Raw genomic sequence first — 24,755 nt, 5'->3', positions numbered from 1 at the left:
GGTCACCGGTTCACGGCGGAAGTAGCCCACGATCGCCGCGGGCCCCGCCGGCGTTAGCGTTGGTCATGGGCTCCAGCAGCGGGGCCGTGCGCCGCCTCGCCACTCGTCTGTCCGAAGAGGACAGAGCGGAGGCACGCGGGCTCGACCCGTTCGAACGCGTCACGTGCCGGGTCCACCGTCGCTGGCTGCACCAGTGCGTGTCCTCACCGGTGCACGTGGTCGCCGTGACCGGCTACCGATGGTGCCGCGACTGCGAATGCCCGGTCGATGTGGCCGTGGACGAGCTCAACCGCACGGTGCGGCTGCACTGCCCCGGCTGCGGCCGGGCGCCGGACTCCCCCGCGACACGGCAGATCGTGCGCACCTGCCGCGCGAGCCTCGCCGCGGCCAGAGGTCAGCGCGACGGCACGACCAGCACCGGACAGGACGAATGGTGCACCAGCGCGTAGGTGGTCGAGCCGAGCAGCAGCCCGCGGAAACCGCCGCGGCCGCGGGAACCGACCACGACGAGGCCCGCCTTGTCGCACCACTCCAGCAACTGGTGCCGCGGCCGGTCCTTGGCCAGCACCCGGGACACCGCGACGTCCGGGTACCGCTCGCACCAGCCCGCCAGCGCCTCGGCGAGCACGCGGTTCTCCGTGTCCCGCAACGGCTCGAAGTCGAATTCGGCGCGGGCCGCGCTGAACACCTGCTCGCTGTCGGCGTCGCTCCACGAGTGCACCGCGACCAGCGGCACGCCGCGCAGCGAGGCCTCCTCGAAGGCCAGCGCGACCGCGGGCGCGTTCGCGGGGCTGCCGTCGACGCCGACCACGACCGGTGCGTCCGCGGGCTGGGAGTCATCGCCGCGCACGACCAGCAGGGGGCATTCGACGTGCCCGCTGAGCGCGCCGATGACCGACCCGGACAGCAGATCCCCGAGCACGCCACGCTCCGCCGAGCCGAGGACCAGCATCCGCGCCTCGCGCGAGCGCTGGAGCAGCATGGGGATCGGAGCGTCCACACTGGACTCCGTGCGGACGGCCAGGCCCAGGTGCGCGCTCGTCGCCGCGACGGCGGCCTCCTCGAGCAGCGCTTGCGAGGCTTGCTGCCTGGACCGCAGCCATGTTCCCGGCGGCATCGCTTCGCCGTAGAACGCGTCCGGAATGCCGAACGCGTGAATGATGGTCAGCGGCGCGTGCCGGAGCGCGGCTTCCCGCGCGCCCCAGCGCACCGCGCGTACCGACGCCGGCGTCCCATCGATACCGACCACAACCGCGGCGGCCATCGCCGCACCTCCCAGCTCTCGTTCGCTGCTCACCCGGTGTCCTTCGGCCCTTCCACCGCGACACGGGGCCGTCGATGCTCGGGCGCATGCGAGTACGCGACATCATGAGCACCCCGGTCATCGGCATCGCACCGGAGGCCACCATCGACGAAACGGCCGAGGTGATGCTCGACCGCGGATTCACCACACTGCCCGTCGTCACGGCCGACGGGATCCTGCTCGGCCTCATCACCGAGGCGCATCTCGGCGCCGCCCGGTGGGGTTCGCCCCCCGATTCCGGGCCGCACCTGGTGCGCCAGGTGATGCGCGCACCCGCGCTCGCCGTGGCGGCCGAAGCCGACCTCGCCGATCTGGCGAACGCGATGGTGGAGTCGCATCAGCGGTGCCTTCCCGTCATCGAGGACGGCCACCTGTGCGGGATGGTGAGCTGGCGGGACCTGTTGTCCCACTACGCCCCGGAGTGGGAGCGGCCCCGCCACGACTCACCGGTCGGCTGAGGCGTCAGCCGCGTTCCGGCCGCACGATCATCACCGGGCATTCGGCGTGGTGGATCAGCGCCTGGCTCGTGGAACCGAGCAGCAGTCCGCTGAACCCGCCACGGCCGCGGCTGCCGACGACGATCAGCTGCGCCCGCGCGGTCCGCTCGATGAGCTGGGAGCGCGGCCGGTCCTTGACCACCACCCGGTCCACGTGCACGTCGGGGTACTTCTCCTGCCAGCCGGCCAGGCTTTCGGCCAGCACCCGCTCCTGCTCGTCCCCGGGCGGTTCCCGGTCGATCATCGCGTACTCGACCGGCAGCGTGGTCACGTAGTCCGCGTCGCTCCAGGCGTGCACCGCCTCCAGCGGCACCCCACGCCAGGCGGCCTCGTCGAACGCCGAGCCCAGCGCGCGCTCACTGGTCGCGCTGCCGTCCACACCGGCGATGACGGGCCCCTCGGCCGGCACCGAACCGTCCTGCCGGGTGCGGACCACGACCACCGGGCATTCGGCGTGTGTCGCGACCGCGATCGCGGTGGAGCCCGCCAGCATCCCGGTGAAACCGCCGTGCCCGGACGCGCCGATCACGACCATGCGGGCGACGCGAGCCGCGTCCAGCAGCGCCGGGATCGCGGGGATCCGCTGCCGGTCCTGGGTGATCACCAGCCCGGCGTCGACCGCGTGCGCGGCGGCCGCCGCCTCCGACAGCTTGTCGCGCGCGTAGTCGTCCATCGCGTCGTACATCTCCTGCGGCACGGGCAGGCCACCGCCGTAGGCGGCGAACAGCGGGTCGAGTCCGCTGACCAGGTGCAGCCGCAGGTTGCGCCGCGAAGCCTCGGCGGCGGCCCAGCCGACGGCGCGCGCCGCCTGCTCCGAACCATCCACACCCACGACGATCGCGTCTGTCGCGTCGCTCATTGATCTTCCTTTCGACACTGGTTGCCGTCATCGAACGTAGGTGAGTGCGAACGCGCCCGGCTGTGGCCAGGCGTCCCCCTGTTCGGTGACTTCTTACTCTCTCCGGTGCGCGGGAGCGGTCCGCACACTGTCGCCATGAACGAGTTGCGGCCACTGTCCTCCGAGGAATGCGTCACGCTGCTGTCCTCGAAGCCGGTGGGCAGGCTGGTGTTCACCGAGGACGCGATGCCCGCGATCCGGCCGGTGAACTTCGTCCTCGACAGCGGCGGGGACATCGTCGTGCGGGTCAGCAGCCAGGGCGCGATCGCGAAACTCTCCAGCGAGGTCGTCGCCTTCGAGGCCGACGAGATCGATCCCGTCACGCACACCGGCTGGAGCGTCGTCGCGGTCGGCAAGGCAGAACCGATCGTCGGCATCAACGAGCTCGTCGAGCTGGCCGACCCCGCTCATCGCCCGTGGGCCCCTGGCGAGCGTGCGCGGTTCCTGCGCATCCGCGTCGAGCTGCTCAGCGGCCGCCTGCTCACCCTGGGCGGTGCCCTGCCCCGCTGACCCCGTCTCGACGCGATCGCGCGCGTGCGCGGCTACTGAGCGTGCCCGCCACGCCGAGCGCCCGTTTTTCGTTGCCTGGGGCCAAGATCGCACGGTGAATCCATCGTCTGGTGGCGATCTCTCGATGGTTGGAAATTTGTCACCTGTGGGTGTCAAGTGCCACATTCGGATGAACCAGAACATGAAGTTGACTCACAGTTGGCACATGAATAATCTGCGGAAGCGCTGGCGGGGCCACCCGGCTTTTTCCGGCGCGGTACCGGTGGGGTGCGGGGGCCCTCAGATCTGACCACGAGTGCGGGAAGGCCCTCAGGAGCCTTGAAGAACATAATCGGACCGGGTAGCGGGCGTGCTTCGATCCGGACGCGGGTACTGACCATCGCCTTCGTGCCCAGCATCGCGCTGCTGGTCTCCGGCGTCGCGCTCACCGGATACCTGGTGTACCAGGCCGTCGCGGCGCGATCGTTCATCACCAAGGTGCACGACTCGGCGCCGATCGCCACGCAGTACTTCGCCGCCGTGCGCACCGAACGCCAGCTGACGCTGACCGATCTGGCCACGCACGGCACGGTGCACAGCCAATTGGTCCAGGCCAGGGCGAAGACCGACGCGACGGCGGCGGCGCAGGCGCAGAACCTCGCCGGCCTGCGCGACCAGGCGCCGGACCGGGTCAAGGCGAGCATCGACCGGACCGCGGCCGCGCTGGCGCAGCTGCCTGCGTTCCGCACCAGGGTCGACGCGGGCCAGGCGACCACGATGGACGCCTACAACGTCTACAACGGCCTGATCGACGAGTACACCGAGGGACTCAACGGCGTGGCCGAGGGCTCGCCCGACGCGGAGTCGGCCTACCTGCGGGTCACCGCGATGCCGCTGTTCTCCGGGGCCGACGCGATGGCGCGCGGTGACGCGATCGCCGCCGCCGCGTTCGCCGGCGGGGGCCTGCGCAACGACGAGTTCAACGCCTACGTCGCCGCGATCGGCGCCTACCACTCGGCCTTCGACGGCCAGATCCGGGAAATGATCCCGTCGGTCCGCGAGAAGTACGAGGCACTCAAGGCCAGCCCGGCGTGGGCGACGCTGAGCACCGTCGAAAACGCCGTCCTCAACGGCGAGCACAACACGGTGCCGGTCGCACAGCAGCAATGGCGTAACGCGGCCACGCAGGTCGCGGGCCAGCTGATGAACCTCTACATCGAGCAGAGCACCAACGCGACCAACACCGAGATCGACGCGGGTAACCAGCGGCTGGTCACCGCGATCATCGCCGGGGTGGCCGCGCTGCTGGTCGGGATCGGCGTCTCGGTCTTCGCCTGGCGGATGTCGAGCAAGCTGATCCGGCGGCTGACGGCGCTGCGCGAGGACACCCTGGACAAGGCCGAGACCCAGCTGCCCGAGCTGGTGCGCCGGGTGCGCAGCGGCGAGGAGGTCGACCTCGAGACCGAGATGGCGCTGCTCGACCACGGCGAGGACGAGATCGGCCAGGTCGCCGAGGCGTTCAACAAGGCGCAGCAGACCGCCGTCGCGGCCGCCGTGGACGAGGCCAAGACCCGCGAGGGCACGAGCAAGGTGTTCCTCAACATCGCGCACCGCAGCCAGGTGCTCGTGCACCGGCAGCTCAAGGCACTGGACGAGGCCGAGCGCAAGCAGGAGGACCCCGACCAGCTGGATCTGCTGTTCAAGCTGGACCACCTGTCCACCCGCGCCCGCCGCAACGCCGAGAACCTGATCATCCTCGGCGGCGAGCGTCCCGGCAGGCAGTGGCGCAACCCGGTCGCGCTGGCCGACCTCATCCGCGGCGCCACCGGCGAGACCGAGGACTACACCCGCGTCACGGTCGGCAGGATGCCCTCGATCGCCGTGGCAGGCCCGGTCGTCGGCGACCTCATCCACCTGCTCGCGGAGCTGCTCGACAACGCGACCTCGTTCTCCCCGCCCAAGTCCAGGGTCGACGTGTGGGGCGATCTGGTCGGCCGCGGTGCCGTCGTGGAGATCGAGGACCAGGGGCTGGGCATCGAACCGGAGCAGGCCGACGAGCTCAACGAGATGTTGCGCAACCCGCCGGACTTCAGCGTGATGGCACTGTCCAGCGAACCGCGGCTGGGCCTGTTCGTGGTCGCGCGGCTGGCCTCCCGTCACGGGATCAAGGTGACGCTGCGGCCCTCGGCCTACGGCGGCACCCGCGCGATCGTGCTGGTGCGGTCCGAACTGCTGACCCCGCTGCCCGAGGAGGTGACCGAGCCGCCGGAGGCGCCCGCACCGTCGGTGCCGGCGCAGGGACCGGGCACCGGGCATCCGAGCCTGCCGGTGCGGCGGCCGCAGCCGGTGCCGGCCCCCGGGGAAACCGGGCGGCACAACGGGGTTCTGCACGACAACGGCGTGCTGCCGGACATCGCGCCGCTGCCCGAGGCGGATACCCGGATCGACCTGTTCCGCCCGGCGCACCCGCAGCCGCGTTCCCCGCAGGGCTCGCGCCCGCCTCAGGACACCCGGCCGCACGACACCCGGCCGCCCCAGGACATGCGCCCGCCCCAGCCTCCGGCGGGACCGAGCCCGATGTCGGGTGACCGGCCGCCGCTGCCCCGCCGCCGCCGGCAGCAGAACCTGGCCCCACAACTGATGACCAGCGAGCCGCTCGCGAACGACCCGGCCGAGACGGCCGCCGAGGACGACCCGGAGCAGGCCCGCAGCCGGCTTTCGGCGTTCCAGCAGGGAACGCGCCGCGCCCGTGCCCAGGACCTCGCAGCCACCGACTTCTTTGGGGAGCGCAGATGATGACCAATCCGGGCGTCAACGAACTGGACTGGTTGCTCGACGACCTGCTGCAGCAGGTGTCGGGGGCCGACCGCGCCGTGGTGCTGTCCGCGGACGGGTTGCTCATCGGGCGGTCCACCAACCTCACCGAGGAAGACGGCGAGCACCTCTCCGCGGTCGCGTCGGCGTTCCAGAGCCTGGCCAAGGGCACCGGACGGCACTTCGGCGGCGGCCGCGTGCGGCAGACCGTGGTCGAGATGGACCACGCGTTCCTGTTCGTCACCGCGGCCGGCCAGGGCGCCTGCCTCGCGCTGCTCACCAGCGAGGAGGCCGACATGGGTCTGGTCGCCTACGCGATGAACATGATGGTCAAACGGGTCGGCGCCGCGCTGAGTGCCGCACCGAGGGTTGAGCACACTTCGCCATGAGCGCGCGGGACGAGTCGTGGTTCGACGACGCCGCCGGGCCGCTGATCCGCCCTTATACGGTCACCGGCGGCCGGACCAGGACGGACACGTTCGGGCTCGACCTGCTCACGCTCGTTGTCGCGATGACCTCGAGTGCGCAGGCGGCGCAGCTCTCGCCCGAGTACGCGCGGGTCGTCCGGCTGTGCCAGCAGCCGCTGTCGGTCGCGGAGGTCGCCGCGTACCTCGAGCTGCCACTGCCGGTGGTCAAGGTGCTGCTGTCGGATCTGATCGAACAGCAGCACGTCATCTTCCGCAGCTCGCAACCCGTGACCGCGGCCCCAGACGAACGGATACTCCAGGCGGTTCTCGATGGCATCCGGAAACTTTGACCACCCCGCCCAGCGTGGCGGCCCACCGCGGCGCAACCTGTCCGCGACCACGCTCAAACTGCTGATCGCGGGCGGTTTCGGCGTGGGCAAGACCACCATGGTCGGCTCGGTCAGCGAGGTCCCGCCGCTGCACACCGAGGAAGCACTCACCGCGGCGTCGGCCTCGGTCGACGACCTCACCGGGGTGGAACACAAGACCACCACGACGGTCGCGCTCGACTTCGGCCGCATCACGATCAACCCCGAGCTGATCCTGTACCTGTTCGGCACACCGGGTCAGGACCGGTTCTGGTTCATGTGGGACGAACTGGCGATCGGCGCGCTCGGCGCGGTCGTGCTCGCCGACACCCGGCGGCTGGAGAGCTGTTTCCCGGCGCTGGACTTCTTCGAACGCCGCGGCCTGCCCTTCGTCGTCGGGGTCAACTGCTTCGACCACGCCTACCGCTACGGCACCGAGGAGGTGCGCTCCGCGCTGGAGGTGGACCCGCAGGTGCCGGTGCTGCTGTGCGACGCCCGGGACAAGGAGTCCACCAAACAGGTCCTCATGACCCTGATCCAGCACGTCATGCGCACCGGCAGGGACCTCGCCCGCACCCACTAGACTCCACGTGCCGTTCGCCCGGTACGACCCGTTGGAGCCGATGAAGTTTCACGCCTGCGCGCTCGCCCTGGCCGTCGTGTCCGTCGCCGGATGCGGCAGCGCCCCGCAGCCGGGTACCGCGCTTCCGGCCCCCGGCACGCCCGCGGTCTCGCCGTGCGCCGCCGTCGAGTCGCAGATGAGCCCGCGGCAGAAGCTCGCGCAGCTGCTCGTCGTCGGCGTGGATGCCGCCGATCCCGGCGGCGCCGCCGCGCTCGTCCGCGACCAGCAGGTGGGCGGCATCTTCGTCGGCGGCGACGCCACCGAGCTGCTGCGTGACGGCGCGCTCGACCGGGTGCGGCAGGCCGCGCACTGGCAGGTCTCGGTCGCGGTGGACGAGGAAGGCGGGCGCGTCCAGCGCATCGACGAACTCGACGGGCCGATCCCCAGCGCCAGGAAGATGGCCGCGACGATGACCCCCGGCCAGGTGCACGACCTCGCCCGGCAGCGTGGGGAACAACTGCGTGCCCGCGGCGTCACCGTCGACTTCGCCCCCAGCCTCGACGTCAGCGCGCAGCCCGACCACGGACCGATCGGCGATCGCTCGTTCAGCGCCGACCCGGCGGTGGCGCGCGCCTACGGACTCGCGTTCGCCACCGGCCTGCGCGACGCCGGGATCGAACCGGTGCTCAAGCACTTCCCCGGCCACGGCGAGGCACAGGGCGACTCCCACGAGGGCCGGGTCACCACCGCCCCCCTGGACCAGCTGCGCACGCGGGATCTGCGGCCGTACGAATCGATCGGCGAGTTCGGACCGGTGTCGGTGATGGTCGGCCACCTGTCGGTGCCCGGCCTCACCGGTGCGACGCCCGCGTCCATCGCGCCCGAGGCGTACCGGCTGCTCCGCGGGGACTACCGGTTCACCGGCCCGGTGATCACCGACGATCTCGGCGCGATGCGCGCGATCACCTCGTCCTATCCCCTGCCCGACGCCGTGCTGCGCGCCCTGCTCGCGGGCGCGGATCAGGCCCTGTGGTCCTCGGGCGGCGACGTCACGCCGGTGCTGGACCGGCTGGAGAAGGCGCTGGCCGACGGCGAGCTGCCGCAGTCCCGCGTGACCGACGCGCTGTCCAGAGTGCTGCCCGCCAAGCAGTCCTGTTAGCGGCCGGCCCTTTACAGCGTCGAGGTGTGACGCCACACTTCCGGACGGTTCACGAACTGGGGAGGCCTGATGGGAAACCGCTCCGCACTGCTCCGGCCTGCCGAAAACCGGCCGGGCAGACGGGGTGCGGCGGCGACGGTGGCCGTGGCGATCATCGCGGCCGCCGCGGGGCCGGCGCTGTATCTGCTGTTCGCGCCGCACGTCGGCATCATCGGCATCCAGCTCGGCGGCGCCGCGCAGCCGACGCCGTTGCCTCCGGGTACGGCGGCCGCGCTGTGGTGGGATTTCGTGCTCGTCGCGGGTTACGGACTCGCGCTGCTGCTCGGCACCACGGCCGCGGTGTGGGTTTCGTGGACGCCGCGAACGCTGGAGCTGACCCGCTTCGCGCGGATCGCCGCGGTCGTGGTCATCCTCTCCGAGGTCGTGGAGAACGTGCTGCTGCTCGCCGCGACCTCGGCACCGTCGCCGTGGCTGCTGCACTGCGCCGCCGCCGCGGCGATCGTCAAGTTCAGCGCCCTGCTGCCCGCCGGGCTGACCGCCACCTACGGCCTGGCCACCACGTTGTGGCGCTGCACGATCCGCGAGCGGGCCGGGGTCGAGGGCGTGCCCGCCGCGCCGCTGGAGGACTGCGACTTCCCCGAGTCCGCCGGCACGCCGAGGTCTCAGGACCGGTGGAGCCGCGGTTTCTCGCTGCCGGACGGCAACACTGGTGGCGGCGTCGGATTCTGCTTGTCCGGCGGCGGGATCCGGGCGGCCAGCGTCGCGATGGGCGCATTGCAGACGCTGCGCGAGCAGCTGCTCGGCGCCCGCTACCTGGTGTCGGTCTCCGGCGGCGGCTTCACCGCCGGCGCGCTGCAGCAGGTGCTCACGACCGCCGCGGGAGACCGCTCGCCGGCCACACCGGCCGACGCCTACGAGCACGGCAGCGTCGAAGAGGACCACGTCCGCAGGCATGTCAGCTACCTCGCCGACTCGATCCCGGAGACGCTCACCGCGTTCGGCGTGCTCGCCCGGGGGCTGGTGCTGTCGCTGATCGCGTTGTTCTCACCGGCGATCGTCGCCGGTGTGCTGGCCGGGTGGCTGTACCAGCGCGTGCCGGTCATCGCGTTCCCGCAGTCGGCGGGCGACTTCCCCGAACCGCGAGCCGGCGCGCTGCTCGCGGCGGGTGTCACGGCGGCCCTGGCGCTCGCGGCCGCATTGTCCAGCCGCACGTTGCCTCTGTCATGGCGGCAGATGCGCGGCATCGCGGCACGCCTCGGTCATCGGCTCGCGCTGATCGCCGCGGTCGTCACCGTGCTGGCGATCGCGCTGCCCGTGCTCGTCTGGCTCGCCTACGCGCTGCTGGCCACGACCGGTTCCGGCGTGCGCATCGGCAGCCCGGTCGGCGCGGTACTACTGAGCTATCTCTCCTCGCTGGCGTCGATCCTGTGGCGCAAGCGAACGCTGCTCGGTCAGTCCGGAAAGGACGGTGGGATCACCGCCGCCGTGCCGAGCAGCCTGCTGCAGCGGATCCTCGTCATCGTCACGACCGTGATCCTCGGACTGGCATGGCTGCTGCTGTTCGTGCTGATGATCGGCGCGCGCGGGGACGCGGCCGCGCTGTGGACCGCCGCCGGGGCAGGCGTGCTGCTGGTGATCGTCGGCGGCCTGCTCGACGAGACCTCGCTGAGCCTGCACCCGTTCTACCGCGAGCGGGTGGCGCGCACCTTCGCGGTGCGGCGGATATCCCGCGACGGCACGAACTACGCGGCGCCGTACCCGCCGGACGAGCGCACGAGCCTGTCCCGGTATGCCTCACGGGTGCCCGGCTTCCCGCAGGTGATCTTCGCCGCCGCGGCCAACCTCACCGGCGAGGGCCGCACACCACCAGGGCTCAACGCCGTGTCGTTCACCATGAGCGGGGACTGGATCGGCGGTCCGGACGTGGGCTGGATGCGCACGGCGGAACTGGAGCGCGCGGTGCCTCGCCGGTTCCAGCGTGATCTGACCGTGCAGGGCGCGGTCGCGGTCAGCGGCGCGGCGTTCGCGTCGGCGATGGGCCGGGCGGCACGCTGGTTCCAGGTGCTGCTCGCGGTCTCCGGCGCCCGGCTGGGTGCGTGGCTGCCCAATCCGGCGTTCGTGCTCGCCACGCCCGGCAAGGGCTGGGCCTACCCACGCCTGCCGCACGCGCGGCGGCTGCCGTATCTGTGGCGCGAGGTGTTCGGGTTGCACGCGCATCACGACCGGCTGCTGCACATCACCGACGGCGGGCACTACGACAACCTCGGACTCGTCGAGCTGCTGCGGCGCCGCTGCGAGCGCATCTACGCCATCGACGTCAGCTCCGACGCACCGCCGACCGCGAGCAGTCTCGCCTACACGCTCGCGCTCGCCGAACAGGAACTGGGCGTGCGCGTCGTGCTGCGCGACCCGTGGACCGCCGAGCCCGGCACCGCGGACCCGCTGGAACCGCAACGACAGCTGAGCGTGCTCAATCCCCGGCTGGCACGAGACCCGGTGATCGTCGGCGACATCCACTACCCGCCGGAAAGCGGGCTGCCGGAGCAGCGGCGCACCGGGCTGCTGATCGTGGCCAGGACGCTGCTGTGGCGGGATCTGCCCTACCCACTGCTGTCCTACGCCGCGCACAACCCGGAGTTCCCGCACGACAGCACCGGCGACCAGTTCTTCAACGACGGCAAGTTCACCGCCTACACCGAACTCGGCCGTCAGCTCGGCCTCGCCGTACGGGCCAGGGAGAAAACCCTCTCCGCTGACGAAGTGGTTGCGGCACAAGGGAAAACCGACTGAACATAGTCGGCGACACGAACAGGTGAACGCCAGGCGAACGAGAGAGCGCCGTTGTGTGAACTATACTGCGGCTCGTCCCCTGTCCTTGATCGTTGGAAGTGCCGCCCGTGCCGACCTCGCTGAACCTGCTGTGGCAAGGCCGGCCGACGCGCGCCGAGCCGGGGCCGGTGCTGAAGTGCCTCGCACCGCTCACCCGCCGCTACGAACTGTCCGCCGGGCCACGCCGGGTGCACACCTCGGCCTATCTGGACACAGTGGACTGGCGGCTGCGCCGCCGTGGCCTCGTGCTCAGCCACGAGGGCGACGCGTTGATACTCGACGGCAACGCCGCGCCCCGCACCGAAAAGCCCGCCTCCCGGACCAGCTGGCCCGCCAGGATCGAGCACCTCGCACCGGGTCCGGTGCGCGACGGCGTGGCCGAGGCGATGTGGATCCGGGCAGTGGCGCCGAAGGTGCGCACCCGCACCGTCACCAGCGAGGTCGCGGTACTCAACGAGGACGGCAAAACCGTCGCCCGCATCGAGTGGACCGAGGCCACGGGCGTCGAACCGGCCAAGACCGAACCGCTGACCCGCGTCACCGTGCGCCCGCTGCGTGGCTATGCAGGCGACGCCGAACGGGTCGCCCGTGTCCTGCTCCGCACCGAGGGTTTCGCACCCGCCGACGGCAGCCTGTACGAGGACCTGCTGCACGCCACCGGGCTGAGCGAGAGCGCGGCCAAACCGGTGATCACGCCCGGGATGCCCGCCGACGTCGCCGTGGCCACCGCGCTGCTCGGTTTCGCCGACGCCATCCGGGACAACCTCCAGGGCACGATCGACGACGTCGACACGGAGTTCCTGCACGACCTGCGCGTCGCCGTGCGCCGCACCCGTTCGCTGCTCAAGATCTGTGGCGATCTGCTGCCCCCGCGACTGGCGCAACGCTACGCGCCCCGCTTCAAGTCGGTCGGCGACCTCACCACGCCCACTCGTGACCTCGACGTGTACCTGCTGGAACTGGACGACCTCGCCCGCAGCATCACCGTCGGCGAGCCCGGCGATCTGGACCCGTTCGGCGAGCATCTGCGCGAGGAACTCGCCCGTGAACGCCGGGCTCTGGTTCGTGGTCTTCGGTCGAAGGGCTTCACGCGCATGCTCGACGGCTGGCGCGACGCGCTGCGCGAGGTGATCGAGAACGGGGACTCGCCGGTCACCGCACGGCAGCTCGCCGCGGAACGGATCGGGCAGGTCGCCAAGCGGGTGGACCGCAAGGCGCGCGCCATCACCCCCGAGTCGCCGGCCGAGCACGTGCACGAGCTGCGCAAGCGGTGCAAGGAGCTGCGGTACGTGCTGGAGGTGTTCAAGCCGCTGTGCCCGCCGGAGACCTTCCGGGCCGTGCTCAAGGACCTCAAGCGGCTGCAGGACGTGCTGGGCGCGTTCCAGGACGGCGAAGTGCAGTCGGACAAGCTTCGCGTGTACGCCAAGGACATGCTCGAGAGCAAGCACCGCCCCCCTGCCGCGACGTTGCTGGCGATGGGTGAGCTGCTGGCCAGGTTCGTCAGGCAGCAGCACGAGTCCCGGCACGAGCTGACCGGCGCGCTGGAGCAGTTCCTCGGGCCGAAGACCCATGCGCGGATCGAGGAGCTGCTCGCGTGAAAACCGTCGCGTCGTACAACATCAAGGGCGGGGTCGGCAAGACCACCGCGGCCGTCAACCTGGCCTACGCGTCGGCGCTGGCGGGGCGGCGCACCCTGCTGTGGGACCTCGACCCGCAGGGTGCCGCGACCTACCTGTTCCGGGTGAAGCCGCGGGTGAAGGGCGGCAGCGAGAAGCTGATCGGCGGCAAGCGGCCCGTCGACGCCGCGCTCAAGGCCACCGATTTCGACAACCTGGACCTGCTGCCCGCGGACTTCACCTACCGCAACATGGACATCGATCTGGCCCGCGGCGGGGCGAAGAAGGCCGTGCGGACCCTGTCGAAGCTGCTGCGCGAGCTGTCCGGCGAGTACGACGTGGTCTTTCTGGACACACCGCCGAGCCTGTCGCTGGTGTCGGAGAACGTGCTGCACGCCGCGGACGTCCTGGTCGTGCCGATCATCCCGACGGTGCTGGCGCAACGCACCTTCGAGCAGCTGGTGGACTTCCTCGCGGGTTTCAACGGCCACCGCCCGCGGGTGCACGGCTTCTTCTCGATGGCCGACCGGCGCAAGTCGTTGCACCGCAACCTGATCGCCACCCTGCCCGGCGAACGCGACGACATCAGTGCGACGGCGATCCCGGCGCTGTCGGTGATCGAGCAGATGGCCGTGGAGCGGGCGCCGCTGGCGGTCTACGCCCCGCACAGCTCCGCGGCGCGGGCTTACGACGCGCTCTGGGCCGAGGTGGCCGGGCTTCTCGGCAGCTGAGCCGCGAGCTACACGCTTGTCGGTAGCGGGCCGCCGTTCCAGGTGGTGGCGTCGGTGAAGGCGGCGATCAGGTCCAGGTCCTCGCCGTCGCGGTCGGCGTAGGCGCGGTGCAGGTTGAGCACCAGGCGTTCCGCGTCCGCCCAGACGGCGAACTCGCCCAGCTCGGTCCGTGTCGCCGCGTCCAGCGGGCTGAGACCGTCGCGCACCGCGTCCAGCACCAGGCGGTAGTACCGCTCGTGCTGCCCGAGGACGTCCGGCAGCGCCGCCCCGCCCAGCAGCGGACCGTGGCCGGGCACGATGTGCTCCGGTTCGAACGAGGCCAGCCAGTCCAGCGACCGCAGCGCCCCGTCGACCGAGCCCATGAACACCAGCGGAGTCAGCCCGTGGAAGAGCAGATCCCCGGTGAACAGCACCCGCTCCTCCGGCAGCCACGCCACCACATCACCGGGGGTGTGCGCCGCGTAGCCGGGATGCCGCAGCTCGATTCGCCGCTCGCCCGCGAAGATCGTGAGTTCGTCGCGCAGCACCACATCCGGCACCCGCGGCGTCACCGCGCCCCAGTCCGGGACGGGCGACCAGAACGGCGGGCAGCCGTGGATGATCGGGTCGGCGGCCAGTCCCGCGCGCATCGCCTCGTGCCCGATCAGCACGGTTGAGGCAGGCAGCAGGCAGTTGCCGTAGGTGTGGTCGCCGTGCTGGTGGGTGTTGACGGCCCAGCGGAGCGGTCGGTCGCTGATCCCGGCGACAGCGTCCAGGAACCGGCGGGTGCGGTCTTCGGTCGCGCATGTGTCGACGAGCAGTGTGCCGCCCGCGCCGGTCACGACACCGGCGTTGTTGACCCACCACGTGCCGTCCGGTTGCACCCACGCGTACACGCCATCGACGACTTCTTGCAGCCGTGCGTCTTCGGGACCCATGAGCAGCACCGTAAAAGAGACGGGGCAGCCGACGGAAACCGGCTGCCCCGTCCTGGAGCCTCCGAGCGGACAGTTTGCCCCGACCGGCCGTAGCGGACGCTCCGGTGCGAGCGGTGTCCCCGATTGATACCACCCGCTCCCCGCCGTGGCAGATACCCCGAGCACCGCCACGCACAGTCCAGTGTGGGCGGTCCGGCGCAGCACGCATACGGCTGAAAGTCCCCACCTCCCGAGGACTTCGGACCACAGACCTCACGCCGGATAGAGCCGGCCCATGAGTTCGAGCACCTCGTCGATGACGGTGCGGGCGTCGGCCTTCGTGCTCGCCGCGGCCACCTCGCGGCCCGCCTCGGTGGCCATCGCGGTCAGGCACAGCACGAGAACATCGGACAGCGGCCGGTCGTGCCCGTTCACCAGTGTCGCGTTGGCGTGCAGCCAGTCGCCGAAGCGTTCGCGGGTGATGATGCCGAACCCGGCGGGGCCGCTGCCGGACAGGAACACCGCCGCGAGCTTGCGTTCCTGCCAGCAGCCCTCCAGATACGCGCGGGTGCCGACCACGAACAGCCGCAGCGCGTCCTGCTCCCCCGCCGCCAGCGCGGTGCGGAAGGCCTGCGCGGCGCGGTGCTGCTGGCGCAGGTGGTATTCGTTGTAGAGCGTGGTGTAGAGATCGGACTTGGCCGCGAAATGGTGGTACAGGCTGCCGATGCTGGCACCGGCGCGATGTGCGATGTCCACCATGCTCGCGCCGTCGTACCCGGCGACGGCGAACACCTCGCGGGCCGCCTCCAGCAGCGCCGCACGCGTGACCTGGGCCCGCCTGCTGCCGGTCGTCTCCGTCATGCCCTGAATTCTGCCGTACCGGGCCGTGCCCACCCAGGCTTCGCACCAAAACAGAATCAAATTCGGCAATGTCCGAAAGATCCGGGTCACCCGGCGAACCATGTGGACACCGAAACCGAATCGCGTTCTAAAATGAAGATCGACGCCGATGCCGACGAAGGGAAGCCGCATGCTCAATCTGTCCGTGCTGCTGGAGTCCACGGCCCGCACGCTGCCGGACCGCGCGGCCCTCGTCTGCGGCGGAGAGACCACGACCTACGCCGAACTCGACGCGAGCTCCGGCAAGGTCGCGCAGGCGATGCGTGAACGGGGCGTGCGGCGCGGTGACCGCGTGGCGCTGATCTGCCCGAACCTTCCCGCGTTCCCGGTGATCTACTTCGGACTGCTCAAGGCGGGAGCGGTGGTCGTGCCGCTCAACCCGCTGCTCAAGCAGCGCGAGCTGAGCTTCATCTTCGGCGACTGTGGTGCGGTCGCGGTCTTCGCCTGGGAAGGCAACGACCAGTTGCCGGTGCTGGAGAACGCGCGCGCCGCCGCGGCCGAAGTGGACAGCGTCCGGCGCGTGCTCGGCATCGGCGAGCTGGACGAGCTGCTCGCCCCGTACTCCGGCGAAGCGGAGACCGAGCAGACCGGCGCCGAGGACACCGCCGTGATCATCTACACCAGCGGCACGACGGGACTGCCCAAGGGCGCGGCGCTCACGCACGTCAGCCTGCTGCTCAACGCCCGCACGAAGGAGCAACTGGTCCCCAAGGCCGACCACGACGTCGTCCTCGTGGCGCTGCCGCTGTACCACGTCTTCGGCCAGACCTCGGTGATGAACGGCAACATCTACGGCGGCGGCACCCTGGTGCTGCTCCCCCGGTTCGATCCGGACACCGCGCTGGACCTGTTGCTGGAGCACCGCGTGTCGCTGTTTTCCGGCGTGCCCTCGATGTTCCAGGCGTTCCTGCAGGTCGATCCGGAAGGCACCCGGTTGCGCGAGGCAGGCAAGACGCTGCGCGTGGTGACCTCGGGCGGCGCGCCGCTACCGGTGCCGCTGTTCGAACGGTTCGCCGAGCTGTCGGGCGTGGAGGTCCGCCAGGGCTACGGCCTGTCCGAAACCAGCCCGACGGTCACCTTCAGTCCCTGGGACGAGCCGATCCGCCCGGCGTCGGTCGGCAAACCCGTGTGGGGCGTGGACATCGAGATCTTCGACCGCAACGACAAACCGCTGCCGGCCGGGAGCGTCGGCGAGATCGTGATCCGCGGCCACTGCGTGATGCAGGGCTACTTCAACCGGCCGGAGGCCACCGCGGAGGCGATCCGGGACGGCTGGTTCCACACCGGTGACCTGGGCCGGTTCGACGAGGACGGGTACCTCTACGTCGTGGACCGGGTCAAGGACCTGATCCTGCGGGGCGGCTACAACGTCTATCCGGCCGAGGTCGAGCAGGTGCTGCTGGCCCACCCGTCGGTCGCGTTCTGCGCCGTGGTCGGCGAGCCGCACGAACGGCTCGGCCAGGAGGTCGTCGCCTATGTCGTGCCGCGTACCGGGCACGAGATCGACCCGGCCGGACTGGCCGCCTGGGCCCGGGAACGTCTCGCGGAGTACAAGTACCCGCGCCGGATCGAGGTCCGCGACGCACTGCCGATGACCGCCACCGGCAAGATCCTCAAGCGGTCACTGGGCTGAGGACTGCTGCTCCTGGATCTGGTGCCGCACCTGGTCCATGTCGAGGTCGCGGGCCTTGCCGATCAGCTCCTCCAGCGCCTGCTCGGGCAGCGCGCCCGGCTGCGCGTACACCACGACGCCGTCGCGGACGACCATCAGCGTGGGGATCGAGGAGATGCCGAACGCGCCGGCCAGTTCCTGCTCGGCCTCGGTGTCGACCTTGCCGAACACCACGTCGTCGTGCCGTTCCGAGGCCGACTCGAACACCGGGGCGAACATCCGGCAGGGGCCGCACCAGGACGCCCAGAAGTCGACCAGCACCATGCCCTGCTGGTCCACCGTGTCGTTGAAGTTGTCCTTGGTCAGCTCGACCGTCGCCATGGGGTCTCCCTCTTCTTGGTGCCTGTCACCCGCACAACGTGTGCCGCGGCGTCCGAATTCCGCGCGGGTCAGCGCGTCAGCGCCGTCAGCGCCTCGTTCAGGCTCGCGACGTGCTCGGTGCCCGACGGCCGTCGCGAGGGCCAGCCGGGGCCGGCGGTGATCCGGCGCACCGGATGGTGGCGCAGCGACCTGATCGCGTCGAGGTGTGCCGTGTCCGGGCGTTGCGACCACAGCACGACATCGGCGGGACGGGACGATTCGACCGCCCGCGCCAGGCTCTGTGTCGGGGTCGCGGCGCCGAGCATCCGGGCCGGCCTGCCGCGTTCGGCGAGCGCCGCGGCCAGCGCTTCGAGGGCGAGGCAGTGCTGTTCGGTGCTGGTGCACGCGAGTAGCACCACGGGCGCACCGACGGGATGCGGAACGCGGTGCAGTGCCGCGGAAATCGCCCACGACAACGCGTGCTCGGTGTCCACGCAGTCCGGATCGTCGCGCTGGTCGGCGTCGATCGTGACCAGCGCCGGGCGGCACAGCCGCTCCCACGTCTCGACCACACCCTGCCGCCGCAGCGCCTGCTCGACCAGGCGCAGGCAGCGGGCGCTGTCCAGCGCCCGCGCCGCGGCGAGCGTCTCGGCGAGGTCCTCGCCCGGTGAACCGCCGTGGCGGGCTTCGGTGTCGATGGATCTGGCCGCCTCCGAGGGCAGCATCCCGGTGTCGATCAGGTCCCGCATCCGGCGCAGCCGGATGACGTCGTCGGCGGTGTAGCGGCGGTACCGCCCGGGCTGCGGATTGTCCGGCCCGACGCCGTACCTGCGATGCCACGCCCGCAGGGTCGACTCCGCGATCTTCAGGTGCCGCGCGACCTGTCCCGCGGTCCACACGGTTCCCGGTTCCGGCTCCCCGCGCTGCATGATCCTCATCGTCACATGCCGTCGTCGCCGTACAACATCCGGTGCGCGGTCGCTTTCCAGATCGTGACGTGCGGATCGGTCGCCGGGTTGCGCTCCTCGAACGCATAGGGCATCGCCGCGCCGCGCATGCTGGTGAACAGCAGCTCCCGCATCTCCTCGTAGCGGGGGTGCGCGCACACCGTCGGCCCCCACAGCCTGCTGCCCACGGCGCGGATCGCGTCCCGCAATGCCCGCTCCGCGGGGCGCAGGGCCGTCGCGAGGGTGCGGTTGGTGCGTGCCGCGGTCCACAGTTCGATGGCCGCCCAGAAATGCGGCTCCTGGAAGGTCAGCCACAGCAGTTCGATGCAGCGGTCGACACGCGCGGGCCCCTCCGGCTCGTCGGCGAGCAGTTCCGCGACGCGCTCCTCGGTCTCCTTGATCCGTGTGGTCGCCAGATGCTGCGCGGCCGCCACCAGCAGTTCGTCCCGCGACGGGAAGTGGTGCAGCAGCCTGCCCCGGGAGACCCCGGCCTTGGCCTGGATCGCCAGCGTGGAAGCGCCCGCGTAACCCAGTTCGACGAGGCATTCCACGGCCGCGTCGATGATGAGCGCACGGCTGTCGGCGGTGCGCTCATCGCGCCTGCGCGGCGCGGCCTGGGTCCGGGTCACCGCGTCAGCGTAACGCCCCCGGCCGCAAAACAGTCGGTGTTGACTGCCGCCGGTGCTTCCTGGGAATCTCGGAACAACGTCATCTCATCGAGGAGGAACCGTGCGAGACGCGGTCATCGTGGCAGCCCTGCGCACCCCGGTCGGCAAGCGCAACGGCGGCCTGTCCGGAGTCCACCCCGCCGATCTGTCCGCCGAGGTCCTGCGCGGGCTCGGCGAGCGCGCCGGCATCGACCCGGCACAGGTCGACGACGTGATCTGGGGCTGTGTGAGCCAGGCGGGCGAGCAGACCGGCGACATCGCGCGCACCGCGCTGCTGGCCGCGGGCTGGCCGGAGTCGGTCACCGGCGTCACCGTGGACCGGCAGTGCGGCTCGTCGCAGCAGTCCGTGCACTTCGCGGCGGCGGGACTGATCGCGGGCCAGTACGACGTGGTGGTCGCGGGCGGTGTCGAATCGATGAGCCGGGTGCCGATGGGCTTCTCGTCGCAGGGCGCCAACCCGCTCGGTGAGCGCTACCTCGCCCGCTACGACGGCGTCCGGCCCAACCAGGGCATCGGCGCCGAGATGATCGCCGAGCGCTGGGGTTTCAGCCGCACCCAGCTGGACGAGTTCAGCCTCGCCTCGCACCAGAAGGCCGCCGCGGCCCAGGACTCGGGGGCCTTCGACGACGAGATCCTGCCCATCACCACACCGGACGGCGTGGTCGCCGCCGACGAGGGCGTCCGGCGCGGGGGCACGGTGGAGAAGATGGCGGGCCTCAAACCGGCCTTCCGCGAGGACGGCGTGATCACCGCGGGCAACAGCTCGCAGATCAGTGACGGCGCGGCCGCGCTGCTGATGACGACCAGCGAGAAGGCGGCCGAACTGGGCCTGCGCCCGATCGCGCGGGTCCACACCGCGGTGCTGGCCGGTGACGATCCGGTGATCATGCTGACCGCGCCGATTCCGGCGACCCACAAGGCTTTGCGCCGCAGCGGTCTGTCCGCTTCGGACATCGGCGTGTTCGAGGTCAACGAGGCGTTCGCGCCGGTGCCGCTGGCCTGGCTCGCCGAGACCGGTGCCGACGCCAAGGCGCTGAACCCGCACGGCGGCGCGATCGCGCTGGGCCATCCACTGGGCGGCAGCGGCGCGCGCATCATGACCACACTAGTGCACCAGATGCGCGCGTCCGGCATCCGCTACGGCCTGCAGACGATGTGCGAGGGCGGCGGACAGGCCAACGCCACCATCCTCGAACTGCTCTGAGACCGGGCTGCCCGCCGCCTGAGCTCACGCGGCGGGCAGCCACCGCGAAATGCACGCGAGCAGCTCGTCCGGGTCGACCGGTTTGGTCACGTAGTCGCTGGCGCCGGACGCGAGACTCTTCTCCCGGTCCCCCGCCATCGCCTTCGCGGTGACCATGATGATCGGCAGCGTGTCGAAACGCGGCATCTCCCGGATCGCGGCGGTCGTCGCGTAGCCGTCCATCTCCGGCATCATCACGTCCATCAGGATCAGGTCCACGTCCGGGCTGGCCAGCAGCGCCTCGATGCCCTTGCGCCCGTTGGCCGCGTGGCTGACCGCCATGCCGTGCAGCTCCAGCATTCCCGCGATCGCCAGCACGTTGCGCGCGTCGTCGTCGACGAGCAGCACCTTGCGGCCACACAGCCCGGGAGCACCACCACTCTCGCCGCCCGCCGGGACCACGACCTCGGCGGGCACCGGCTCCAGCTGCGCGGGATCCAGCGGCGCCGCTTCGACCTCCAGCCCGTCCCCGAGGACCAGCAGGAACTGTTCGCGCAGCTCGTCCAGCGACGGCAGCAGGTTCACCAGATGCCGTTTGGCGTGCGCGTCGATGAGCCGTTCCTGCGCGGGGCTCAGCCGCCGGGTCGGATGGGCCAGCACCGGCACCTGCAGCGGGTCCTCGTCATCGGCGACGCGTTGCAGGAAGGTCAGCGCGGCCGCGCCGGGCAGGCTCGCGTCCAGCACCACGCAGTGGTGCGGATGGGCGGCGAGCATCTCGACCGCCTCGTCGGGCGAGGTGGCCGACTCGACGTACACCGGGTCGTCGGTCTCGCCGAGGTCGGCGACGAACTCGCGCACCAGCAACGTGAGCAGCTTGGTCTCCGGGCCCTCCACGACGAGCACCCGGCGATCGCCGTCGGCGTCCTGCCGGGGCCGCGGTTCGCTCACCCCGGCCTCGAGCACCGGCGTGACCGGCAGGAACAACGTGAACGTGCTGCCGTGTCCCAGCTTGCTCTCCGCCTGGATCTCGCCGCCGAGCAGGTTCGCGACCTGCCTGCTGATGGACAGGCCGAGGCCGGTGCCGCCGTAGCGCCTGCTGGTGGTGCCGTCGGCCTGCTGGAACGCGCCGAAGATCGTCTCCAGGTTCTCCTCGGCGATACCGATTCCGGTGTCGCGCACCGAGAACGCGACCTGTTCGTCCGCGCCGTCGACGAGGCGGACGCGGAGCTCGACCCGTCCGGACTCGGTGAACTTGACCGCGTTGGACAGCAGGTTCCGCAGCACCTGCCGCAGCCTCTGCTCGTCGGTGGCCAGCCGCTCGGGCATCTCGGACTCCACGATCACGTCGAAGTCCAGGCCCTTCTGCGCGGTCAGCGGCTGGAACGTGGTCCGCACGTACTCCAGCAGCTGCGGCAGCGCGACCTGGTCGAGATGGATGTCCATCTTGCCGGCTTCGACCTTGGACAGGTCGAGGATGTCGTTGATCAGCTGCAGCAGATCGGTGCCCGCGGACTGGATCACCTTGGCGAACTCGACCTGCTTGGGGGTCAGGTTCTGCGTCGAGTTCTGCGCGAGCACGCCGGCGAGGATCAGCAGGCTCGTCAACGGCGTGCGCAGCTCGTGCGACATGTTCGCGAGGAACTCCGACTTGTACTTCGACGCCAGCGCGAGCTGCTGCGCGCGTTCCTCGATCTCCTGCCGCGCCTGCTCGATCTCGAAGTTCTTGATCTCGATGTCGCGGTTCTGCTGTGCCAGCAGCTCGGCCTTCTCCTCCAGCTCCGCGTTGGACTGCTGCAGTTTCACCTGCTGTGCCTGCAGCTCGCCGGAGCGGTTCTGCAGCTCGCCGGCGAGCCGCTGCGACTCCTCCAGCAGCGCGTCGGTGCGCGCGTTGGCGATGATGGTGTTGACGTTGACGCCGATGGATTCCATCAGCTGTTCCAGGAAGTCCCGCTGGACCGGGGTGAACCGGTCGAACGAGGCCAGCTCGATCACGCCCAGCACCTGGTCCTCGAACACGATCGGCAGCACGATCAGGTTGGCGGGCGGGGCCGCGCCGAGGCTGGAGGTGATCTGCACGTAGCCGGGCGGGGTCTGGTCGACCACGATCGGCTTCTTCGTCTGCGCCACCTGCCCGATGAGCGATTCGCCGAGATTGAACTGCGTGACGTCGGTGGCGCCGTGCCCGTAGCTCGCGATGAGCTGCAGCAGCGGGCGTTCCACCTCCATCAGGAAGAACGTGCCGTGCTGCGCGCCGACCAGCGGGGTCAGCTCGTTCATGATCAGCTGCGCGACGGCACGCAGATCGCGGTGTCCCTGCAGCAGCCCGGAAGTACGGGCCAGGTTGGTGTTGAGCCAGTCCTGGTCCTCGTTGGCCCGGGTAGTCTCGCGCAGCGACTGCACCATCGCGTTGATGTTGTCCTTGAGTTCGGCCACCTCGCCCTTGGCCTCGACCGAGATCGAGCGGGTCAGATCGCCCGTGGCCACGGCACTGGCGACCTCGGCGATGGCCCGCACCTGGCGGGTCAGGTTCTCGGCCAGCTCGTTGACGTTCTCGGTGAGCCGCTTCCAGGTACCGGACACGCCCTCGACCTCGGCCTGGCCACCGAGCCGGCCTTCCTTGCCGACCTCGCGCGCCACGCGCGTGACCTCGGCCGCGAACGAGGACAGCGTGTCGACCATCGTGTTGATCGTCGTCTTGAGTTCGAGGATCTCGCCGCGCGCGTCGACGTCGATCTTCTGGTTCAGCTCGCCGCGCGCGACGGCGGTGGTGACCTGCGCGATCGAGCGCACCTGGTTGGTCAGGTTGTTCGCCATCGAGTTCACGTTGTCGGTCAGGCTCTTCCAGGTACCCGCGACGTTCGGCACCCGCGCCTGGCCGCCGAGGATGCCTTCCGTGCCGACCTCGCGCGCCACGCGCGTGACCTCGTCGGCGAACGCGGAGAGCGTGTCGACCATCGTGTTGATCGTTTCGGCGAGCGCGGCGACCTCGCCCTTGGCCTCGACCGTGATCTTCTGCGACAGGTCACCGCGGGCGACGGCCGTCGCGACCTGCGCGATCGAGCGGACCTGTGCGGTGAGGTTGTCGGCCATGACATTCACCGACTCGGTCAGGCCCTTCCAGGTGCCGGACACGCCCTTCACGTCGGCCTGGCCACCCAGCCGTCCCTCGGTACCGACTTCCCGGGCGACGCGCGTGACTTCGTCGGCGAAGGCGGACAGCTGGCCGACCATCGTGTTGATCGTGTCCTTGAGCTCCAGGATCTCCCCGCGCGCGTCGACCCGGATCTTCTGGGACAGGTCGCCGCGGGCGACCGCGGTGGTAACCTGCGCGATCGAGCGCACCTGGTCGGTCAGGTTGCCCGCCATGACGTTCACCGATTCGGTGAGGTCCTTCCAGGTGCCCGACACGCCCTTCACGTCGGCCTGGCCGCCGAGCCGCCCCTCGGTACCGACCTCGCGCGCGACGCGGGTGACTTCGTCGGCGAAGGACGAGAGCTGGTCGACCATCGTGTTGATCGTGGATTTCAGCTCCAGGATCTCGCCGCGCGCGTCCACCGTGATCTTCTGCGACAGGTCACCCCGGGCGACCGCCGTCGCGACCTGCGCGATCGAACGGACCTGTGCGGTGAGGTTGCCCGCCATGAAGTTCACCGAGGTCGTCAGGTCCCGCCACGTCCCGGCCACGCCCGGCACCTGGGCCTGACCACCGAGCATGCCCTCCGTGCCCACCTCGCGGGCCACGCGCGTCACCTCGTCGGCGAACGAGGACAGCGTGTCGACCATCGTGTTGATCGTCGACTTCAGTTCCAGGATCTCGCCACGCGCGTCCACGGTGATCTTCTGGGTCAGGTCGCCCTTCGCCACCGCCGTGGTCACCTCGGCGATCGAACGGACCTGTGCGGTGAGGTTGCCCGCCATGAAGTTCACCGAGGTCGTCAGGTCCCGCCACGTCCCCGCGACGCCGGGCACCTCGGCCTGGCCGCCCAGCCGCCCCTCGCTGCCGACCTCGCGCGCCACGCGGGTGACCTCGTCGGCGAACGAGGAGAGCTGATCCACCATCGTGTTGATCGTGTTCTTCAGTTCCAGCAGCTCACCTTTGACGTGCACGGTGATCTTCTGGGTCAGGTCACCCTTCGCGACGGCGGTGGCGACGCTGGCGATGTCGCGGACCTGCGCGGTGAGGTTGCCCGCCATCGCGTTCACCGATTCGGTCAGGTCCTTCCAGGTGCCCGACACCGCGGGCACCGAGGCCTGGCCGCCCAGCTTGCCGTCGGTGCCGACCTCCCGCGCCACGCGCGTGACCTCGGTGGTGAACAGGGCGAGCTGGTCGACCATGCCGTTGAACACGGTCGAGATCTCGTCCATCAGCGGATCGCCGACCTGCGGCAGGCGCGTGCTGAAATCGCCGTCACGCACGGATTTCAGGCCGTCGAGCAGTTGCTGCAACCGCTCGTCGTCGACGCGGCCGTTCTCGCGGCGCGCGGGCGTGGCAGGACGTGGCGTCATGTGCTTGCAC

At 70.6% G+C, this 24,755-nt stretch carries 21 protein-coding genes; 13 read left to right on the top strand and 8 right to left on the bottom strand.

The genetic code is table 11. The annotated features are described in order from the left end of the window. Positions 1–65 precede the first annotated feature (65 nt). A complete protein-coding gene (locus HFP15_RS04060) occupies positions 66–449 on the top strand; it encodes a hypothetical protein (RefSeq protein WP_168511565.1) in 384 nt (127 codons plus the stop codon). Here the strand turns inward: HFP15_RS04060 and HFP15_RS04055 are convergent. Next, entirely contained in the window at positions 395–1,297 is a 903-nt protein-coding gene (locus HFP15_RS04055) for a universal stress protein (protein WP_312871455.1), read from the bottom strand. The genes HFP15_RS04060 and HFP15_RS04055 overlap by 55 nt on opposite strands. 53 nt (positions 1,298–1,350) lie before the next feature. Here HFP15_RS04055 and HFP15_RS04050 point away from each other — a divergent pair, with 53 nt between their 5' ends. Further along, positions 1,351–1,761, top strand: a complete 411-nt coding sequence (locus HFP15_RS04050) for a CBS domain-containing protein (RefSeq protein WP_168511563.1) — start codon at positions 1,351–1,353, stop codon at positions 1,759–1,761. A gap of 4 nt (positions 1,762–1,765) precedes the next feature. On the opposite strand, the gene HFP15_RS04045 is transcribed toward HFP15_RS04050, so the two are convergent. Further along, positions 1,766–2,659: a universal stress protein gene (locus HFP15_RS04045; RefSeq protein ID WP_168511561.1), complete on the bottom strand. Its 894-nt coding sequence runs from the start codon at positions 2,657–2,659 to the stop codon at positions 1,766–1,768. A gap of 135 nt (positions 2,660–2,794) precedes the next feature. Between HFP15_RS04045 and HFP15_RS04040 the strand changes: the two genes are divergently transcribed. From HFP15_RS04040 to HFP15_RS04000, 9 genes are all read left to right on the top strand, one after another. After that, entirely contained in the window at positions 2,795–3,208 is a 414-nt protein-coding gene (locus tag HFP15_RS04040) for a pyridoxamine 5'-phosphate oxidase family protein (protein WP_168511559.1), read from the top strand. Positions 3,209–3,595: 387 nt separating this feature from the next. Continuing rightward, on the top strand, positions 3,596–5,983 hold the full coding sequence (locus HFP15_RS04035; protein ID WP_376768844.1) for a sensor histidine kinase: 2,388 nt from the start codon (positions 3,596–3,598) through the stop codon (positions 5,981–5,983). Then, on the top strand, positions 5,983–6,390 hold the full coding sequence (locus HFP15_RS04030; RefSeq protein WP_168512452.1) for a roadblock/LC7 domain-containing protein: 408 nt from the start codon (positions 5,983–5,985) through the stop codon (positions 6,388–6,390). The genes HFP15_RS04035 and HFP15_RS04030 overlap by 1 nt, the downstream gene beginning before the upstream one ends. After that, on the top strand, positions 6,387–6,758 hold the full coding sequence (locus HFP15_RS04025) for a DUF742 domain-containing protein (protein WP_168511555.1): 372 nt from the start codon (positions 6,387–6,389) through the stop codon (positions 6,756–6,758). The genes HFP15_RS04030 and HFP15_RS04025 overlap by 4 nt, the downstream gene beginning before the upstream one ends. Further along, positions 6,739–7,359, top strand: coding sequence for a GTP-binding protein (locus tag HFP15_RS04020; protein ID WP_168511553.1), 621 nt, complete (start codon positions 6,739–6,741; stop codon positions 7,357–7,359). The genes HFP15_RS04025 and HFP15_RS04020 overlap by 20 nt, the downstream gene beginning before the upstream one ends. A 40-nt stretch (positions 7,360–7,399) precedes the next feature. Then, positions 7,400–8,497 (top strand): glycoside hydrolase family 3 N-terminal domain-containing protein, encoded by a 1,098-nt coding sequence (locus HFP15_RS04015; RefSeq protein ID WP_168511551.1) that lies wholly within the window; start codon positions 7,400–7,402, stop codon positions 8,495–8,497. 69 nt (positions 8,498–8,566) lie between these two features. Beyond that, a complete protein-coding gene (locus HFP15_RS04010; RefSeq protein WP_168511549.1) occupies positions 8,567–11,287 on the top strand; it encodes a patatin-like phospholipase domain-containing protein in 2,721 nt (906 codons plus the stop codon). 107 nt (positions 11,288–11,394) lie between these two features. Next, on the top strand, positions 11,395–12,924 hold the full coding sequence (locus HFP15_RS43785) for a CYTH and CHAD domain-containing protein (RefSeq protein WP_168511547.1): 1,530 nt from the start codon (positions 11,395–11,397) through the stop codon (positions 12,922–12,924). Beyond that, the gene (locus HFP15_RS04000; protein ID WP_168511545.1) at positions 12,921–13,673 is read left to right on the top strand and encodes a ParA family protein; all 753 of its coding nucleotides are present in this window, start codon (positions 12,921–12,923) and stop codon (positions 13,671–13,673) included. Before HFP15_RS43785 ends, HFP15_RS04000 begins: the two co-directional genes overlap by 4 nt. An 8-nt stretch (positions 13,674–13,681) precedes the next feature. On the opposite strand, the gene HFP15_RS03995 is transcribed toward HFP15_RS04000, so the two are convergent. Both HFP15_RS03995 and HFP15_RS03990 read right to left on the bottom strand, forming a co-directional pair. Beyond that, entirely contained in the window at positions 13,682–14,590 is a 909-nt protein-coding gene (locus HFP15_RS03995) for an MBL fold metallo-hydrolase (RefSeq protein WP_168511543.1), read from the bottom strand. Between the two features lie 252 nt (positions 14,591–14,842). Next, the gene (locus HFP15_RS03990; protein WP_168511541.1) at positions 14,843–15,430 is read right to left on the bottom strand and encodes a TetR/AcrR family transcriptional regulator; all 588 of its coding nucleotides are present in this window, start codon (positions 15,428–15,430) and stop codon (positions 14,843–14,845) included. A gap of 169 nt (positions 15,431–15,599) precedes the next feature. On the opposite strand from HFP15_RS03990, the gene HFP15_RS03985 reads away from it, so the two are divergent. Further along, positions 15,600–17,102, top strand: a complete 1,503-nt coding sequence (locus tag HFP15_RS03985) for a long-chain-fatty-acid--CoA ligase (protein ID WP_168511539.1) — start codon at positions 15,600–15,602, stop codon at positions 17,100–17,102. Here HFP15_RS03985 and trxA read toward each other — a convergent pair. From trxA to HFP15_RS03970, 3 genes are all read right to left on the bottom strand, one after another. Further along, positions 17,091–17,462 carry a thioredoxin gene (gene trxA / locus HFP15_RS03980; protein WP_168511537.1) on the bottom strand — a complete coding sequence of 124 codons (372 nt, stop codon included), beginning with the start codon at positions 17,460–17,462 and terminating at the stop codon, positions 17,091–17,093. The genes HFP15_RS03985 and trxA overlap by 12 nt on opposite strands. A 68-nt stretch (positions 17,463–17,530) precedes the next feature. Beyond that, positions 17,531–18,370: a MerR family transcriptional regulator gene (locus tag HFP15_RS03975; RefSeq protein ID WP_168511535.1), complete on the bottom strand. Its 840-nt coding sequence runs from the start codon at positions 18,368–18,370 to the stop codon at positions 17,531–17,533. 11 nt (positions 18,371–18,381) lie between these two features. Beyond that, positions 18,382–19,017: a TetR/AcrR family transcriptional regulator gene (locus tag HFP15_RS03970; protein WP_168511533.1), complete on the bottom strand. Its 636-nt coding sequence runs from the start codon at positions 19,015–19,017 to the stop codon at positions 18,382–18,384. A 100-nt stretch (positions 19,018–19,117) separates the two neighbouring features. Between HFP15_RS03970 and HFP15_RS03965 the strand changes: the two genes are divergently transcribed. Further along, on the top strand, positions 19,118–20,260 hold the full coding sequence (locus HFP15_RS03965) for a thiolase family protein (protein ID WP_168511531.1): 1,143 nt from the start codon (positions 19,118–19,120) through the stop codon (positions 20,258–20,260). Between the two features lie 24 nt (positions 20,261–20,284). Here HFP15_RS03965 and HFP15_RS03960 read toward each other — a convergent pair whose 3' ends face one another. Further along, a complete protein-coding gene (locus HFP15_RS03960; RefSeq protein WP_168511529.1) occupies positions 20,285–24,745 on the bottom strand; it encodes a HAMP domain-containing protein in 4,461 nt (1,486 codons plus the stop codon). Positions 24,746–24,755 lie beyond the last annotated feature (10 nt).

Source organism: Amycolatopsis acididurans (genome assembly GCF_012328925.1).
Lineage (GTDB): Bacteria > Actinomycetota > Actinomycetes > Mycobacteriales > Pseudonocardiaceae > Amycolatopsis_E > Amycolatopsis_E acididurans.
The sequence above is the reverse complement of the archived record's forward strand: the minus strand, read 5'-3'. Positions and strand labels throughout refer to the sequence as shown.